At 63.0% G+C, this 16264-nt stretch carries 14 protein-coding genes and 1 pseudogene; 8 read left to right on the top strand and 7 right to left on the bottom strand.

Annotation, left to right across the window (positions count from 1 at the left end; all coding sequences use genetic code 11):
* The first annotated feature begins 90 nt into the window (after positions 1-90).
* The gene (locus tag ABH922_RS11505; protein ID WP_424807043.1) at positions 91-1413 is read left to right on the top strand and encodes an ABC transporter substrate-binding protein; all 1323 of its coding nucleotides are present in this window, start codon (positions 91-93) and stop codon (positions 1411-1413) included.
* Positions 1414-1452: 39 nt separating this feature from the next.
* Here ABH922_RS11505 and ABH922_RS11500 read toward each other — a convergent pair whose 3' ends face one another.
* Genes ABH922_RS11500 through ABH922_RS11485 form a run of 4 tightly spaced genes read right to left on the bottom strand, consistent with a single transcriptional unit; the run spans position 1453 to position 5360 of the window.
* A complete protein-coding gene (locus ABH922_RS11500) occupies positions 1453-2232 on the bottom strand; it encodes an ABC transporter ATP-binding protein (RefSeq protein WP_424807042.1) in 780 nt (259 codons plus the stop codon).
* Positions 2229-3158 carry an ABC transporter ATP-binding protein gene (locus ABH922_RS11495; protein WP_424807041.1) on the bottom strand — a complete coding sequence of 310 codons (930 nt, stop codon included), beginning with the start codon at positions 3156-3158 and terminating at the stop codon, positions 2229-2231. The genes ABH922_RS11500 and ABH922_RS11495 overlap by 4 nt, the downstream gene beginning before the upstream one ends.
* Positions 3151-4140, bottom strand: coding sequence for a branched-chain amino acid ABC transporter permease (locus tag ABH922_RS11490; protein WP_424809640.1), 990 nt, complete (start codon positions 4138-4140; stop codon positions 3151-3153). Before ABH922_RS11490 ends, ABH922_RS11495 begins: the two co-directional genes overlap by 8 nt.
* A gap of 5 nt (positions 4141-4145) precedes the next feature.
* A complete protein-coding gene (locus tag ABH922_RS11485) occupies positions 4146-5360 on the bottom strand; it encodes a branched-chain amino acid ABC transporter permease (protein WP_424809639.1) in 1215 nt (404 codons plus the stop codon).
* Positions 5361-5697: 337 nt separating this feature from the next.
* On the opposite strand from ABH922_RS11485, the gene polA reads away from it, so the two are divergent.
* A complete protein-coding gene (gene polA, locus ABH922_RS11480; protein ID WP_424807040.1) occupies positions 5698-8445 on the top strand; it encodes a DNA polymerase I in 2748 nt (915 codons plus the stop codon).
* Positions 8446-8505: 60 nt separating this feature from the next.
* On the opposite strand, the gene trxA is transcribed toward polA, so the two are convergent.
* Complete coding sequence (trxA, locus tag ABH922_RS11475; protein ID WP_424807039.1) at positions 8506-8877, bottom strand: thioredoxin; 372 nt, start codon at positions 8875-8877, stop codon at positions 8506-8508.
* Between the two features lie 73 nt (positions 8878-8950).
* The gene (locus ABH922_RS11470) at positions 8951-9949 is read right to left on the bottom strand and encodes a helix-turn-helix domain-containing protein (RefSeq protein ID WP_424807038.1); all 999 of its coding nucleotides are present in this window, start codon (positions 9947-9949) and stop codon (positions 8951-8953) included.
* Positions 9950-9978: 29 nt separating this feature from the next.
* Between ABH922_RS11470 and ABH922_RS11465 the strand changes: the two genes are divergently transcribed.
* The 6 genes from ABH922_RS11465 (at position 9979) to ABH922_RS11440 (ending at position 15157) form a co-directional block, all read left to right on the top strand.
* Positions 9979-10167 carry a hypothetical protein gene (locus tag ABH922_RS11465; RefSeq protein ID WP_424807037.1) on the top strand — a complete coding sequence of 63 codons (189 nt, stop codon included), beginning with the start codon at positions 9979-9981 and terminating at the stop codon, positions 10165-10167.
* Positions 10164-11099, top strand: coding sequence for a DMT family transporter (locus ABH922_RS11460; RefSeq protein ID WP_424807036.1), 936 nt, complete (start codon positions 10164-10166; stop codon positions 11097-11099). Before ABH922_RS11465 ends, ABH922_RS11460 begins: the two co-directional genes overlap by 4 nt.
* A gap of 53 nt (positions 11100-11152) precedes the next feature.
* Positions 11153-12250, top strand: a complete 1098-nt coding sequence (locus ABH922_RS11455; RefSeq protein ID WP_424807035.1) for an isocitrate/isopropylmalate dehydrogenase family protein — start codon at positions 11153-11155, stop codon at positions 12248-12250.
* A 171-nt stretch (positions 12251-12421) separates the two neighbouring features.
* The gene (locus ABH922_RS11450; RefSeq protein WP_424809638.1) at positions 12422-13303 is read left to right on the top strand and encodes an ABC transporter substrate-binding protein; all 882 of its coding nucleotides are present in this window, start codon (positions 12422-12424) and stop codon (positions 13301-13303) included.
* A gap of 85 nt (positions 13304-13388) precedes the next feature.
* A complete protein-coding gene (locus ABH922_RS11445; protein WP_424807034.1) occupies positions 13389-14399 on the top strand; it encodes an amino acid ABC transporter permease in 1011 nt (336 codons plus the stop codon).
* Positions 14396-15157: an amino acid ABC transporter ATP-binding protein gene (locus ABH922_RS11440; RefSeq protein ID WP_424807033.1), complete on the top strand. Its 762-nt coding sequence runs from the start codon at positions 14396-14398 to the stop codon at positions 15155-15157. The genes ABH922_RS11445 and ABH922_RS11440 overlap by 4 nt, the downstream gene beginning before the upstream one ends.
* A 3-nt stretch (positions 15158-15160) precedes the next feature.
* Here ABH922_RS11440 and ABH922_RS11435 read toward each other — a convergent pair.
* Positions 15161-16005 (bottom strand): annotated as a pseudogene (locus tag ABH922_RS11435) (class I SAM-dependent methyltransferase).
* Between the last annotated feature and the right edge of the window lie 259 nt (positions 16006-16264).

Raw genomic sequence — 16264 nt, 5'->3', positions numbered from 1 at the left:
ATCGCAACGCAACATCGAGGTCTAGCGTCAAGTCCCACAGCGGGCGCCGGATCAGTCGGCGCCGGCACCGGCTGATCGAAGGAGCGTGGGATGGCTGGACGAACACTCGTGCGTACCGCCGCAGTTCTCGGCGTAGCGTCGCTGGCACTGGCAGGCTGTAGCTCGAACAATTCCGACAATACGGCGTCGAGTAGCTCGGCGTCGGCTGCGGCCACGACGGTCACCACCGACTGCACCCCGGACAAGGCCACCGCCAAGGCCACTCCGTCCACGGAGCCGTTGCGTCTGGGCACTCTGCTCCCGGACACCGGCAGTCTGGCGTTTCTGGGCCCGCCGATGGTGGCGGCGGTGCAGTTGGCTGTCGGCGACGTCAATGCGGCGGGCGGAGTCCTCGGAGCGCCGGTTCAGCTCGATGCGGGAGATTCGGGAGACACCACCACCGATACGGCCAATACGACGGTCGACCGCGAACTCTCGGCCGGTACGCAGGTGATCGTGGGGGCGGCGTCGTCAGCGGTGTCGCTGAAGGTCATCGACAAGATTTCCAGTGCCGCAGTAGTGATGTTCTCCCCGGCCAACACCTCCGACCAGTTCGTCTGCTATCCGGACAAGGGCATGTACTTCCGCACCGCCCCGACGGACGTGCTTCAGGCGCAGGCGCTCTCGCAGCTGATCTCCGACGACGGGCACCAGCGGGTCGCCGTCCTGGCGCTCAACGATCCGTACGGAACCGGCCTGGCCACCAATCTCGAGAAGGACTTGACGGACTCCGGTGTGGCTTCGGATCAGATCGACAAGATCATCTACGACCCCAATGCGCAGTCGTTCAATGCGGAAGTCGATCAGGTCAAGGATTTCAACCCTGATGCGATAGCGGTGATCGGTTTCGACGAGTCGGCGAAGATCATCACGCGCATGCACGAGGTGGGAATCGGTCCGTCCGACGGAAAGGCCGTGTACGGCGTGGACGGCAACATGGGTAACGCGCTGGGTGAGGCGGTGGCCAAACCGCTTCTCGACACCATGCAAGGCACGACGCCGTTGACGGATGTGGGGCCCGCCTTCCAGGACCGGCTCAAAGGCGTCAATCCGGCGCTGATCGACTTCAACTACGGTGGCGAGTCCTACGATGCCGTCGTGATCTCGGCGCTCGCGGCAGCGCAGGCCAAGTCGACGGCCGGTACCGACATCGCCGCCAACATCGACAGCGTCACCAACGGCAGTACCAAATGCGCCTCGTATGCAGAGTGTCTACCCCTGGTTCAGGCGGGCACGAGTATCGCGTACGCCGGTATCACCGGAGCCCTGGCGTTCACGCCTGCGGGTGAGCCGTCGGTCGGCTCGTACGGCAAGTTGAAGTTCGGTCCCGACAACACATTGACCACCGAAGGGTATGTGGTGGTGCGCAAGTAGTCGCAGGACGGTGAGCGAGGACCCCGGTGGGGTCCTCGCTCACTTCTCCTTGCTCCCGGCGAGAGTTCCGAGATAGAGCTCGACAACCTTGGGATCGGTCATCAGTGCGGTACCGGACGCGGTATAGGCGTTCGTGCCCTGGTCGAGTACGTATCCTCGATCGCAGATCTGCAAGCAGCGACGCGCGTTCTGCTCGACCATCACGATGGACACTCCGGCCGCGTTGATCTTCTTGCAGCGGATGAAAACCTCGTCCTGGTACATCGGCGACAAGCCGGCGGACGGCTCGTCGAGCAGCAGCACCGACGGATCCATCATCAGTGCGCGTCCCATGGCCACCATTTGGCGTTCGCCGCCGGAGAGTGCCCCGGCTTTGACGCCGCGGCGATCGCTCAGCAGCGGAAAGAGCTCGCTGACGAACGCGAATCGCGTGTCAAAGGACTTGGGCCGCAGATAGATTCCCATCTGAAGGTTCTCCTCGATGGTCAACGACTGAAACACATTCTGCGTCTGTGGGACGTAGCCGACCCCCTTCTTGACGAGAACGTGTGCCGGTTGGGCGGTGATGTCGTCGTCCCGCAGCGTCACCGCGCCGCCTCGGATGGGAATCAGACCGAACAGCGATTTGAGCAGGGTGGATTTTCCGGCACCGTTAGGGCCGATGACCGCGACGATTTCGCCTTCTCGCAGGTAGAGGTTGCAGCCTCGCAAAATGTCGACACCGGGGACGTAGCCGGCCACGAGGGTGTCCGCCCGTAGTAACGCTCCTGCCGAAAGCTGTCGGTGTTGCTCTGCGGTAGCGTCGAAATCGGCAGTCATGCCTGATGCCTTCCGGTCGATTCGTCCACGAACAGTTCGGCCGCGAGGGCGGCCGTTTCTCCGATCGGGTTTCCCTCGTCGTCGAACTCGAGGGCCTGATCGTGATGGGCGCCCAGATAGGCGTCGACCACCGCCGGATTGCCGGACAGCTCGTCCGGGGTCGACTCGGCGATGACGCTGCCCAGCGCCATCACCGCTACCCAGTCGCTGATCTCACGGATGACGTCCATGTCGTGCTCGACGAACACCACGGTCATGCCGTCGTCGCGGAGGGACATGATGTGGCCGAGCAGGCTCTGGGTGAGTGCCGGATTCACCCCGGCCATCGGCTCGTCCAGCATCACCACCGAAGGCCGGGTCATCAGTGCTCTGGCCATCTCCAGGAGCTTGCGTTGGCCGCCGGACAGTGATCCGGCGAGGTCGCCGGATTTGGTGTCCAGGGTGAACCGTTGGAGAAGATCGTGGGCGCGGTCGGTGACGTCCCGTTCCTGTGCTCGCCAGGTCCACGGCAGCAACGCCGTCATCATGTGTTCGCCACGTTGACCGTTCGCGCCGAGGCGGACGTTGTCGAGCACCGTCAGCTTGGACAGCGCCTTGGTCAATTGGAAGGTGCGCACCATCCCGTTTCGGGCTATCTGGTGGGGGTGCATCCGAGACAGTGCTCGGCCGTCCAACGTGCAGGTCCCGGTGTCGGCGTGGTCGAAGCCCGTGAGCACGTTGAACAGGGTGGTCTTTCCGGCCCCGTTGGGGCCGATCAGCCCGGTGATGGAGCCTCGTTGGATTTCGAGATGATCCACGTCGACGGCTTTGAGTCCGCCGAAGGTACGTGAGATCTGGTCGGCGACGAGGACCGGATCGGGTTTCGCCGAGCCGGGCAGGTGCGCCACGTCGGTGAAGATCTGCGCTCTGGTCTCGGCGTCACGCATTGAGTTGGACCTCTCGCTTGTTTCCCAGTATCCCCTGCGGCCGGAAGACCATCAGGAGTGCGATCGTCAATCCCAAAAGCACGTACCGGATTGCGCCGACCTGCTGCTCCGTCAGGGGCAGCAGTGGGTTGTCACCTGAAATTGCTTGCCGGAGCAAGGCATCGGGTATTGCCAGCAGAAACCAGAAGACCATTGCGCCCAGTACCGGCCCGAAGACCGTGGCGGCACCGCCCAGGATCAATGCTCCGAAGGCGAAGAACGTCTGCGCGGTCGAGTAGAAGTCGGGATTGATCGATTTGGTCTGCAGCGCGTTGAAGATGCCGCCCGCACCGCCGATCACGCCACCGAGTACCAGTGCCTGCATCTTGTAGACGAAGACGTTCTTGCCCAGTGCCCGCGCGGCATCCTCGTCCTCCCGGACGGCTTTGAGAACCCGACCCCATGGACTGTGCGTGAGGAGGTACACGAGCCCGCAGAGAAGCACGACCAGGGTCCACCCCACGAGCATCGCCCACAGATCGTCGCCGTAGAACTTCACGCCGAGAGCTGAGTACTGCTTGGACGAATCGAACGGACTCCAGGCTGTGAACGGACCGGCGAAACCGAAGAGCCCGTTGGTGGAGCCGGTTACCGAATCCGTTGTGGTGGAACGAAATATCAGGCGAAGGATTTCCGATGCCGCAATGGTCACTATCGAGAGATAGTCGGCCCGCAATCGTAGGGTCGGTATTCCGAGGGCGACTGCGAGCAAGCCGGCCGCAGCCAAACCCACGAGGATTCCTACCCACAACGGTTGTTCATAAGTCACCGTCATGATGCCGACACCGTATCCGCCGAGCAGGGCGAATCCGACCTGACCGAAGTTGAGCAGACCGGCGTAGCCGAAGTGCAGATTCAATCCGATAGCCAGGAGAGCATAGAAAACCGCCGACGGCCCGATCAACTGGGCGAACGAAACCTGTAATGCACCGATGATATCCATGTTCGTCACCCGATCCTTTGGCGTGATCCGAGGATGCCCTGCGGGCGAATGACGAGAATGACGATCAAGACCAGGAGTGAGCCGACGTATTTGAGGTCGGGGCTGACGACGAGTGTCGACAGTTGCACCAGGAGGCCGACGACCACGCAGCCGAGCAACGCCCCGTACGCCGTTCCGAGTCCGCCGAGCGTGATGCCGGCGAACATGAGGAGGAGGAGCTTGAAACCCATCTCCCATTGCACGCGGCCACCGAGTTCGGAAATTCCGTAGAGCACCCCGCCCAACGCTGCCAAACCGCCGCCGAGCGCCCACACGAACATCACGACACGCTCGACGTCGATGCCGGACGATGCGGCGAGGTCCCGATTGTCGGCGACGGCGCGCATGGCCTTGCCGATGCGAGTGCGGCTGAGAAGAACTGCGACGGCGAGGAGCACGGCCAGGCTGACGGCCATGACGGTGGCGTTGGCATCGGTCAACGCGATCGGCCCCCACTTCTTCTCCACCTGACCTTGGTAGTCGTCGAATGGTTCCGAGCGGTCGGAGAAGAAGATCAGGATCAAGTACCGAACGGATATTGCCAGTCCAATCGAGACGACCAGTTGGGCGATCAGACCCGTCTTGCGTTTCCGTAGCGGTTTCCACACGGCGGCGTTGGCGAGGACGCCGATACCGATTCCGACGACGATCGCCAGGCCCGTCGCGGGGATCAACGGGATGCCCAACGTGGTGTTCAACACCCAGGCGGCGACGCCACCCAAGGTGACCATCTCGCTGTGTGCGAAGTTCGTCAAGCCCGTGGTTCCGTAGATCAGGCTCAGGCCGACCCCCGCGATCGCGATCACCAGACCGAATCGGAGTCCGTCGACGGTGGTGCGGAGCAGTTTCTCACCCGGACTCACCTCAGAGGCCGTACGAACTTCGCCGAACGAGAAGATCACCGTGTTCGCGCGTCCGGCTGCCACGTCCCGTACGACGGCCCCCTGCACACTCACGCCCGGTGGCAGGGTGTCCGCGACGACGCCGAATGAGTACGTTCCCGGGGGTAGCGCCAGTTCCCAACTACCGTTCTGGGTGGACTGAACCGATGCCACCTCGGTACCGGCTGCATCGAGGGCCTGGACGGTGGCTCCGGCGATCCTGGCGCCGCCGTTGTTGAGGGTGCCGCTCACCGGCACGCTCCCGGTAGGTGGGTCAGCCGACTCCTGGGCAGCTGCCATACCGGTGGCAGCGAGTACGGCAAATAGTGCGAACAGTGCACCCGCCACGATTCTGCGCACGAACGGTCGATCGTGCCGTTGGACTACGGACACGTAGATCCTCCGAACTGCTCGGGGTGAAACAGCCGGCCGGCTGCTTCGGGCGACGTTCAGGTGGTGTGATTTCCGGACTCTAGCGGCTCTGTTCGCGCTCGAGCGGACCTGCGAGTTGCCGTGAGGTTTCGGTCCTGTTTCAAAACTCGAAGTGACGGTCGAGGTGCGCGAAATCCGGCGTTGCGCCGGCTGTGAACCCCGGCAAGGGAGTCCTTGTCGGGTGCACTCCCTAGACTGATGAACCGTGAGCCCTGCAACCACACCTCGGTCCAGCACGTCCACCGCCGTCGGCGGATCAACCGCCGGAAAAGACGACCGTCCGCTGCTGATGCTTCTCGACGGGCATTCTCTCGCCTTTCGGGCTTTCTACGCGCTGCCGGCCGAGAACTTCAGAACCAACACCGGTCAGGCCACCAATGCCGTCTACGGTTTCACGTCGATGCTGATCAACTTGCTACGTGACGAACAGCCGACTCACCTGGCAGCGGCGTTCGACGTGTCACGTCAGACGTTCCGTGCCGAGCTCTTTCCCGAGTACAAGGCCCAGCGGGCCAAGGCGCCGGACGATTTCAAGGGCCAGATCGACATCACCAAGGATGTCCTGGGTGCGTTGGGTATCCCGGTGATGGCGGAAGACGGCTTCGAGGCCGACGACGTCATCGCGACGCTCACCACGCAAGCCGAGGCGCTCGGATACCGTGTTCTCGTCGTCACCGGCGACCGGGATTCGCTGCAGTTGGTGACGGACAACGTGACGGTGCTGTATCCGAAGAAGGGTGTTTCCGATCTGACCCGGTTCACCCCCACCGCCGTCGAGGAGAAGTACAGTCTCACTCCGGCCCAGTATCCCGATTTCGCGGCGTTGCGTGGCGACCCGAGTGACAACCTGCCCGGAATCCCCGGCGTCGGCGAGAAGACCGCCACCAAGTGGATCCGCGAGTACGGCGATCTGCAGGGGCTGGTCGACAATGTCGACAAGGTCCGCGGCAAGGTGGGGGATTCGTTGCGCGAGAATCTCGCCAACGTCCTGCTCAATCGTCAGCTCACCGAAATGATCCGCGACGTCGCATTGCCGTACACCCCCGAGCAGTTGGTGCTCGCGCCGTGGGATCGCGAGAAAATCCATGCGCTCTTCGACGATCTCGAATTCAAGGTGCTCCGCGATCGGCTGTTCGCCACGCTGTCCTCGTCCGAGCCGGAAGCAGAGGAAGGTTTCGACGTCAGCGGCGAGGCGCTCGCTCCGGGCGATGTGGCACAGTGGCTCGATGCTCATGCGCGAACCGGAGCTCGCCACGGCGTCACGGTTCTGGGAACGCGTACCCCGTTCGCCGGTGACGTCACGGCCCTGGCCATTGCAGCTCCCGACGGGGAATGCGCTTACGTATCGACATCGTCGGCGACGCCGGAAGACGAAGCGGCGCTAGGGGACTGGCTGGCGGACGCAACTCTGCCCAAGGCGGTACACGAGGCCAAGTGGGCGATACACGCCCTGCGTGGTCGGGGCTGGTCCCTCGGCGGGCTCACCAGTGACACCGCCCTGGCTGCCTACCTGGTCCGTCCGGGTCAGCGCAGCTTCAACCTCGACGACCTGTCACTGCGCTATCTCAAGCGTGAACTGCGCGCTGAATCTACAGGGCAGGAACAACTTTCACTGCTCGATGATACCGATCAGATCGATACCGAAGCTGCCGACACCGCGATGCTCAGCGCGTCGGCCGTCCGTGACCTGGCTGCAGCCCTCGACGTCGAACTCGAATCCATCGAGTCGCAGTCTCTCCTGACGGACATGGAACTGCCCTTGACGGTCGTCCTCGCCGACGTCGAGGCAACCGGCATCGCCGTCGACAGCGCGCACCTGCACGACCTGCAGAGCAGATTCGCCTCCCAGGTCTCGGACGCCGCCAACTCGGCGTATGCGGTGATCGACAAGCAGATCAACCTCGGCTCACCCAAGCAGTTGCAGGTAGTCCTGTTCGACGAACTCGACATGCCGAAGACGAAGAAGACCAAGACGGGGTACACCACCGACGCCGAGGCCCTGCAGGGGCTTTTCGACAAGACCGGGCATCCGTTCCTCGAACACCTCCTTGCGCACCGCGACGCGACCCGGATGAAGGTCACCGTCGACGGGCTACTCAAGGCGGTAGCCGAGGACGGTCGGATTCACACCACCTTCAATCAGACGGTCGCGGCAACGGGCCGACTGTCGTCCACCGATCCGAACCTGCAGAACATCCCCGTTCGCAACGATGCAGGCCGCGAGATCCGCGACGGATTCGTCGTCGGTCAGGGCTTCGACGTGCTGCTCACCGCCGACTACAGCCAGATCGAAATGCGCATCATGGCCCACGTGTCCGGAGACGAAGGGCTCATCGAGGCGTTCAACACCGGCGAAGATCTGCACAGTTTCGTCGGTTCACGAGCATTCGGTGTCCCCATCGAAGAGGTCACACCGGAACTACGTCGTCGGGTCAAGGCCATGTCGTACGGCCTCGCCTACGGGTTGAGTGCCTACGGGTTGGCGTCGCAGCTCAAGATCTCCACCGATGACGCGAAGCAGCAGATGGACGCGTACTTCGCGCGGTTCGGTGGAGTACGTGACTATCTGCACGCCGTGGTCGAACAGGCGCGTAAGGACGGGTACACCTCCACCCTCTACGGGCGTCGCCGCTACCTTCCCGATCTCAACAGTGACAACCGGCAGCGCCGCGAGGTGGCAGAACGCGCCGCACTCAACGCACCCATTCAGGGCACTGCGGCCGACATCATCAAGGTCGCGATGATCAACGTCCAGCAGGGACTTCTCGACGCCGGGCTCACCTCGCGCATGCTGCTTCAGGTGCACGACGAATTGGTACTCGAAGTGGTCGAGTCCGAACTCGAGCAGGTCACCGCTCTGGTCAAGGACAAGATGGCCACTGCCATCGAACTGTCGGTGCCACTCGACGTCTCGGTGGGCACCGGCCGTAGTTGGGACAGCGCCGCGCACTGAGTCCGATGCACGCACGCCGGGGCGATCGAATCGATCGCCCCGGCTTTCTCGGCTGCTCTTCTACTCGGCCGGGGCGGACTGCGCCGCGATCTGCTTGCGGACCTCGTCCATGTCGAGAGCCTTGACCTGGGTGACCAGTTCCTCGAGCTGGGCGGGAGGCAGAGCGCCTGCCTGGTTGAACACGAGCACTCCTTCACGGAACGCCATGATCGTGGGGATCGACCGGATGTTCGCGGCAGCGGCGATGCCCTGCTCTGCTTCCGTGTCGACCTTGGCATGCACCACGTCGGGGTGCTGATCGGACGATGCTTCGAACGTCGGGGCGAACTGGCGGCACGGTCCGCACCACGAGGCCCAGAAGTCCACGAGGACGACATCGCTGCTCTGAATCGTCTCGTCGAAGTTCTGCTGAGTGAGGGTCTGGGTGGCCACGAGGGTCCTTTCCATAGTTCGGGCTTTCGCTCCTGCAACGCTGAGCGCCCCGTGAATCTTCCCGTACCGACCCTCAGCTTGCCGACACGGTGGTTCGGAATGTGCGTCGGTACGCCTGCGGGGTGGTGCAGCGCAGGCGTACGAAATGTTCCCGCAGCGCGGCGCCGCCGTGGAATCCGACGCGATCTGCGATGGCATCGATCGACAAATCGGAGTTCTCGAGAAGGTTCTGGGCTGCCAGTACGCGTTGATCGTTGAGCCAACGCGCCGGGGTGGCGCCCGTTTCCGCAAGGAAACGACGAGCGAACGTCCGGGGAGACATGCCGGCGCGCGCCGCGACGACCGCGACCGTGAGATCGACCGCAAGGTTGGCTGTCATCCAGTCGAGCACCGGGCCGAGCGACGAATCCGGAATCGGTGCCAGCGGGACGCAGACGTACTGGGCCTGCCCGCCGTCGCGGTGGGGCGGGACCACCATTCTGCGAGCGATGCCGTTCGCGACCCGACTGCCCTGTTCCTTGCGCACGATGTGCAGGCACAAGTCGATTCCCGCCGCGGTTCCGGCGCTGGTGAACACCGGGTCTTCGTCGACGTACAGCACGTCCGGATCCACGGTGGCGCGCGGGTACGTCTTCGCGAGAAGGGCTGCATGCCGCCAGTGTGTGGTGCATCGTCGCCCGTCCAGCAACCCCGCCGCACCCAGGACGAAAGCTCCGGTGCACAAACTGGCGACCTTGGCTCCGCGATCGACAGCAGCTCGGAGCTTTTCCAGTAGGGGATCGGCACCGGCGCCCGGTCGCGTCGAGCACTGATAACCCGTGTCCTCGGCGGTGTAGGTTCCGCCGGCGGTGACCACGATGAGATCGGCGTGGTCGAGAGCGTCGAGGTCGTGAGGGACGTCGATGTTGTATCCGAACCGGGTTCGAATCGGTTCGTCCACGGCGGCTACCAGCGAGAAATCGTACGTCGGCAGACCATCGTCCGACCGGTCGAAACCGAAGACCTCGCAGGCGACACCGAGCTCGAAGGCCTCGGTCATCGGTAGCAGCGGCACAACCACATTTTCGAGCATGCCTCCGAGTCTGGCAGAAAAAACCAGTAGTGGCAGAAATTCGTGGAACGTTGGCATTTCTGCCACTGTTGTTCGGGTTGCCGCGCCAGCATGATCGAATCATGGACATCATCGTTCTGGTCATCGTGGTCGTACTCGCCCTCGACGTGGCGGTTCTGATCGGACGAACCCCCGACTCGCGTCGAGACGGGAGTTCGCACGGCGAGTTCACGTTGTGAGGTCAGTTCCAGTTCTGCAGTTCGGTGCGACAGCACTTGTCTGGGGAGCGAGTTTCCTTTTCGTCAAAATCGCGCTCGAGGGTCTGTCATTCACGCAAGTAGTGTTGTGGCGCTTGGTATTCGGTGCAATCGCTTTGGTCGCGATCGCGTTGATCGGTCGAATCGAAATTCCTCGGGATCGACGTGTCTGGATGCACGCGGCAGCCCTGGCGATCATGCAGTGCATCGTGCCGTGGTTGTTGTTCAGCTGGGCTGGGCAACAGTTGTCGTCGGGCCTCGCCAGTATCTACAACGCCACCACACCGCTCATGACGATGGCTCTCTCGCTCGTGTATCTGCCGGGAGAAGTATTGACGCGGTACAAGGCAACGGGACTGTTACTGGGATTCGGCGGGGTGATGGTTGTTCTCGCGCCGTGGAACCTGGGTGTCGCCGGTGACACGAGTGCGCAGCTTGCCTGCCTGGGAGCGACTGCAGCCTACGGTGTTTCGTATGTCTACCTCAGGCGCTACCTGCTTCCGCTCGGCGTCGGTGCCCGCGCCGTGGCATTGCTGCAGATCGGCATTGCCGCTCTGCTGATGATTCTCACGTCGCCGCTCATCGCGTGGACACCGATGCGGCTGACACCGGCGGTGGTGCTGTCGACGGCCGCCCTCGGTGTTCTGGGAACAGGGCTCGCGTTCATCTGGAGTACCAACGTAGTGCGAGAGTGGGGTCCGGCTGCTGCGTCCACCGTCACGTATCTGAGCCCGGTGGTCGGCGTCGCACTCGGGGCCGTGATCCTCGGGGAAAAAATCGGTTGGAACGAGCCGCTGGGGGCGCTCGCGGTGATCGCCGGCATACTCGTCACCCGCCGGGCGACGCAGGCAGTGACGGTATCCACGACGCCGCCGAAGTCTGTCCCACTGCGGCAGGTACCGCCGATTCACTGACCGGATCGAGGAGCAGTTCCACCGACCGGACCATGGTGAGCAATGATCGACCGATGACAGCTGTGAGCGCAATCGACACCTCGACCCTGCGGTTGGGGATCATGGCCGGTGACGGGATCGGTGCCGAGATCGTCCCGGTGGCCAGGCAGATCGTGGACGCGGCTCTGTCCGTCGTTCACGCGCCACCCGTCGACTGGGTGGAACTCGCGTTGGGAAGCAGTGCGATCGAGACCCATGGAACTCCGATTCCCGAGGAGACTCTCGACGTGCTCGGAACGCTTCCCGGTTGGATACTCGGGCCGCACGACAGCGCGTCGTACCCGGCGGAGTTTCGTGATCGACTCACTCCAGGGGGTGTCATCCGTAAGAAGTTCGACCTGTTCGCGAACATTCGTCCGGCGGCCGCATTCGAGGGCGTGAAGTCCACGGTGCCCGATATGGATCTGGTGATCGTCCGGGAGAACACCGAGGGCTTGTACGCGGATCGGAACATGGTCGTCGGCAGCGGCGAATTCATGCCGACACCAGATGTAGCGCTCGCCGTCGGAGTGTTCACCAGGGCGGCCTGTGAGCGGATTGCCCGCGCCGCCTTCGCGCTCGCGACCCGGCGACGCAACCATGTCACCATCGTGCACAAGGCGAACGTCCTCACGCTGACCACCGGGCTGTTCCGCGATGTGTGCCGGACCGTGGCGGCCGACTATCCGCACGTGGTGGTCGACGACGAGCACGTCGACGCCATGGCCGCACATCTGGTCCGACGAGGAGGCGACTTCGACGTTGTGGTGACCGAGAACATGTTCGGCGACATTCTGTCCGATCTGGCCGGTGAACTGTCCGGATCCTTGGGAACGGCACCGTCGATCAACGCGTCCGAAAGCCGCGTCATGGCGCAGGCAGCGCATGGCGCGGCGCCTGACATCGCCGGGAAGAACAGAGCGAACCCGACCGCTCTCGTCCTGTCGAGCGCGATGATGCTGGATTGGCTCGGAGAGGCTCGTTCGGATCCTGTGTTGTCCTTGGCGGCTCGACGAATTCGCGAGGCGGTGCGCACCACGATAGGTTCCGGGGTGGCCACCGCTGATCTCGGAGGCTTGGCGTCGACCAGCGAATTTGCCGAAGTCCTGTACGCGCGCACCATCCGTCGCTGATTCTTGTACGACGCGCCGGGAGTTTTGAACGGGCGCAGTCCGAACTCCTGCCGTAACCTTCCGTTCCACCGGAGTTCGGGTCGATGTTGCACGTGCGGCGATCGGTGAGTGGAGAGCAGAGTCGTGGTCGGTGGAAACACGCAGGTGCCCGGAAGTCGCGGTGGCGGTGTCGTGCTCAGCGCGCTGCGAGTCTTGTTGGTGGGCTTGGTGGTCGCGTTGTGCGGCGGCTGCGTGGTCAACGACGAGGGCCTCGTGCCGGACGGTCCCGCGCTCGAGGTGCAGACGGTGCCCGAGATCGCCGCGCTGTTGCCGCCGAAAGTCACCGAAGCCGGAAAGCTGCAGATAGGTGTCAACATTCCCTACGCACCCAACGAATTCAAGGATGCGGACGGCAACATCGTCGGTTTCGACGTCGACGTCATGAAGGCGGTGTCGGCAGTGCTGGGAGTGGAACCGGTCTTCAACCAGGCAGACTTCGACAAGATCATTCCGGCCATCCAGTCCGGCAGCTACGACATGGGAATGTCGTCCTTCACGGATTCGAAGGAACGTGAGAAGACGGTCGACTTCGTCACCTACTACAGTGCCGGTATTCAATGGGCGCAGCGTCCCGGAAGCAATATCGATCCCGACAACGCATGCGGTCTGCGTGTCGCGGTGCAGACGACGACCACCGAGGACATCGACGAGATCCCGGCCAAGAGCGACGCCTGCGTTGCTGCCGGGAAACCCCCGATCGACAAGATCAAGTACGACAGCCAGGACGACGCGGCGAACGCGGTGATACTGGGCCGCGTTGATGCGTTGTCAGCCGATTCACCGGTCACCGGGTATGCGATCAAGCGAAGCAAGGGGCGCCTGGAAGCAGCGGGGGATCCTTTCGAATCGGCGCCGTACGGTTGGCCGATCGTGAAGGGCTCGCTGTTGGGGCCCGCGCTGCAGAAGGCGATGCAACTGCTGATCGACAACGGCGTGTATCGACAGATCGCGCAGACGTGGAGCGTCGAGGCAGGCGTGATCGAGGAGTCGAAAATCAACGGAGCCCAGAGTTGACTAACCCAGAGTTGACTAACCCGGTGTGGGCGAATACTTCGCTCATGTACCGAATGTGCAACACCGAAGCGGGGAGGGGTCGATCTTGACGACGAACGACAGCGGTGATCCGGTACCGATCGGGGCCGTCCCATTACGTCGACCCGGCCGGTGGATCACCGCGCTCGTGGTGATAGTGCTGGTCGGGCTTTTCGTCTACGGATCGGCTACCAACGACGGGTTCGGCTGGCCGACCTATCGTCAGTATCTGTTCGACGCGCGTATTTCCAAGGCTGCCTGGGTCACCATTCAGTTGACGGTGTTGTCGATGGCGTTCGCGATCGTCCTCGGTGTCGTCCTGGCGGTGATGAGGTTGTCGCCCAACCCGGTGCTGAAGTCCACGTCGTGGGTGTATCTGTGGATCTTCCGCGGCACCCCGGTGTATGTCCAACTGGTCTTCTGGGGATTGTTTCCGTCGATCTACAAGAGTCTCGACCTCGGAATTCCGTTCGTTCACCAGTTCGTTCACATCGACTTGCAGGGGATCCAGGCCGCGTTCTTGTTCGCCGTCATCGGCCTGGCTCTGAACGAGGCCGCGTACATGGCCGAGATCGTCCGGGCCGGAATCGGTTCGGTCAACGAAGGGCAGAGCGAAGCGTCGATCGCTCTGGGGATGACCTGGGGCCAGACCATGCGTCGCACTGTTCTTCCCCAAGCGATGCGGGTCATCATCCCGCCTACCGGCAACGAGTTGATCAGCTTGCTCAAGACCACCTCGTTGGTCACGGCGGTACCGTTGAGCACCGAATTGTACGGGCGCGCCCGGGATATCTCGGGCGCCAATTTCGAGCCGATTCCCCTTCTGATGGTGGCAGTCACCTGGTACCTGGCGATGACCAGCGTGCTGATGGTCGGACAGTTCTACGTCGAGCGCCACTATTCGAAGGGCGCTACCCGAACTCTCACTACCCGTCAGCTGCAGGACCTCGCCGATGCGCAGAGTAAAGGTGCACCGGCGACGAGCATCCCGGATGTCCCCGAAGGGGCGAAGGCAACCCCGGATGTCCCCGAAGGGGCGAAGGAAAACCCGGATACCCCCGAAGGGGAACGAACATGACACCGATGGTCAAGGCCGATCGAGTCTGCAAGAACTTCGGCGCACTTCAAGTCCTGAAAGGGGTGTCACTCGAGGTCGATCCGGGTCAGGTTCTCTGCCTGGTCGGGCCGTCGGGTTCGGGAAAGTCGACCTTTCTCCGCTGTATCAACCATCTCGAACAGGTCAATGCCGGACGCTTGTACGTCGACGGCGACCTCGTCGGGTACTCGGAGCGGGACGGCAAACTCTACGAACTGCATCCACGGGCGGCTGCGAAACAGCGCCGCGACATCGGCATGGTGTTCCAACACTTCAATCTCTTTCCACACCGCACCGCCCTCGAGAACATCATCGAGGCACCCACCCAGGTGAAGCGGGTGGGAAAGAAGAAGGCAGTCGAACGGGCGAAGGACCTTCTCGATCAGGTCGGTCTGAGCGCGAAGGCCAACGCGTATCCGGCACAGCTGTCCGGTGGCCAGCAGCAGCGGGTTGCGATCGCCAGAGCGCTGGCGATGGACCCCAAACTGATGCTGTTCGACGAGCCCACGTCGGCGCTCGACCCGGAACTCGTCGGCGAAGTCCTCACTGTGATGAAGCAGTTGGCCAAGGAAGGAATGACGATGGTGGTCGTCACCCACGAGATGGGTTTCGCCCGTGAGGTTGCCGATCAGCTGGTGTTCATGGACGGTGGAGTCGTCGTGGAAGCCGGTGAACCCCGGAGCTTGCTGTCCGATCCGCAGCACGAACGGACCAAGGCATTTCTGTCGAATCTTCTGTGATCGTCAGGATTTGACGGCACTGAAGATCGCGGTACCCGGAAAGAGTTGGCCGCGGAGGGGACTCCACTGTCCCCATTCGCGATCGAGCCATTCCGGCCATTCGGGTTCGACGATGTCGCGTAATTCCAGTCCGGCGGCGACGATCTCGCGGACTCGGTCGCCGACGGTTCGGTGATGCTCCACGTAGGTGGGTACGCCGTCGTCGTCGACCTCCACGTACGGGGTGCGGTCGAAGTAGGGCAGTGATGCGGTCAGTCCCTTCGGGCCCGGATCGTCCGGGAAGATCCAGCGAATCGGATGATTGACGGCGAAGACCCACTTGCCGCCCGGGCGTAGCACCCGCGCCACCTCGTTCATCACCTGCTGCGAATCCGCGACGAACGGCACCGCGCCGAACGCCGAACATACCGTGTCGAAACTCTCGTCCGCGAACGGCAGGCGTTCCGCGCTCGCCTGGATCAGCGGCACTCGCGGCCCCCGTTGTCGATAGCAGCCTGACCGCGCGAGAGCATTCCCATCGAGATGTCGAGTCCGACCGCCCGTGCGCCGTGCCCGGCCAGCCAGCGCGCGCACGGAGCAGATCCGCATCCGACCTCGAGAATGTCCTTGTCGACGATGTCGCCGAGCAGGTGGTAGTCGCCTTCGTGCAGGCCTTCCGGGCACCATACGAATTCGCCGTCGCTGCTGTTGACGCCCAGAAATTCTCCGTGTGTCCGGTGGTAGTCCTCGGCGTCGGCATCCCACCAGGCGCGGCTGGCGCGATCGCTGGCGTCGGAGTCGACGCGGACCCGGCCGGCACCGGTGGTACCGAGAATGGAATTGGCGGCGGCATGGCGCTCGTCAGACATAACGAACACACTAGAGGCGACGATTCGCGTGTAGGGTACCCGGGTTTGCCCACCTGCGACGACGGCGCGTAGTCTTATGCACGCGAGTGTCTGTCTTTCGACCGATTGTCCTTACGAGGTCTTTACCTCGAATCGAAAATCGCTCTGAATGCGGTGCTCGTGGTGCACAACTTCGGTGTGGAACATCTCGGATGCACGAGGTCCGGCTTCGGCCGGGCATCGCACATGGTTTCACTCTCGGTGGTGCATCTCGTCCGAC

The organism is Rhodococcus sp. 27YEA15 (assembly GCF_049739425.1).
Taxonomy (GTDB): Bacteria; Actinomycetota; Actinomycetes; order Mycobacteriales; family Mycobacteriaceae; genus Rhodococcus_F.
Note: the sequence above shows the minus strand (reverse complement) of the source record. Positions and strands in the feature narration are given on the sequence as shown.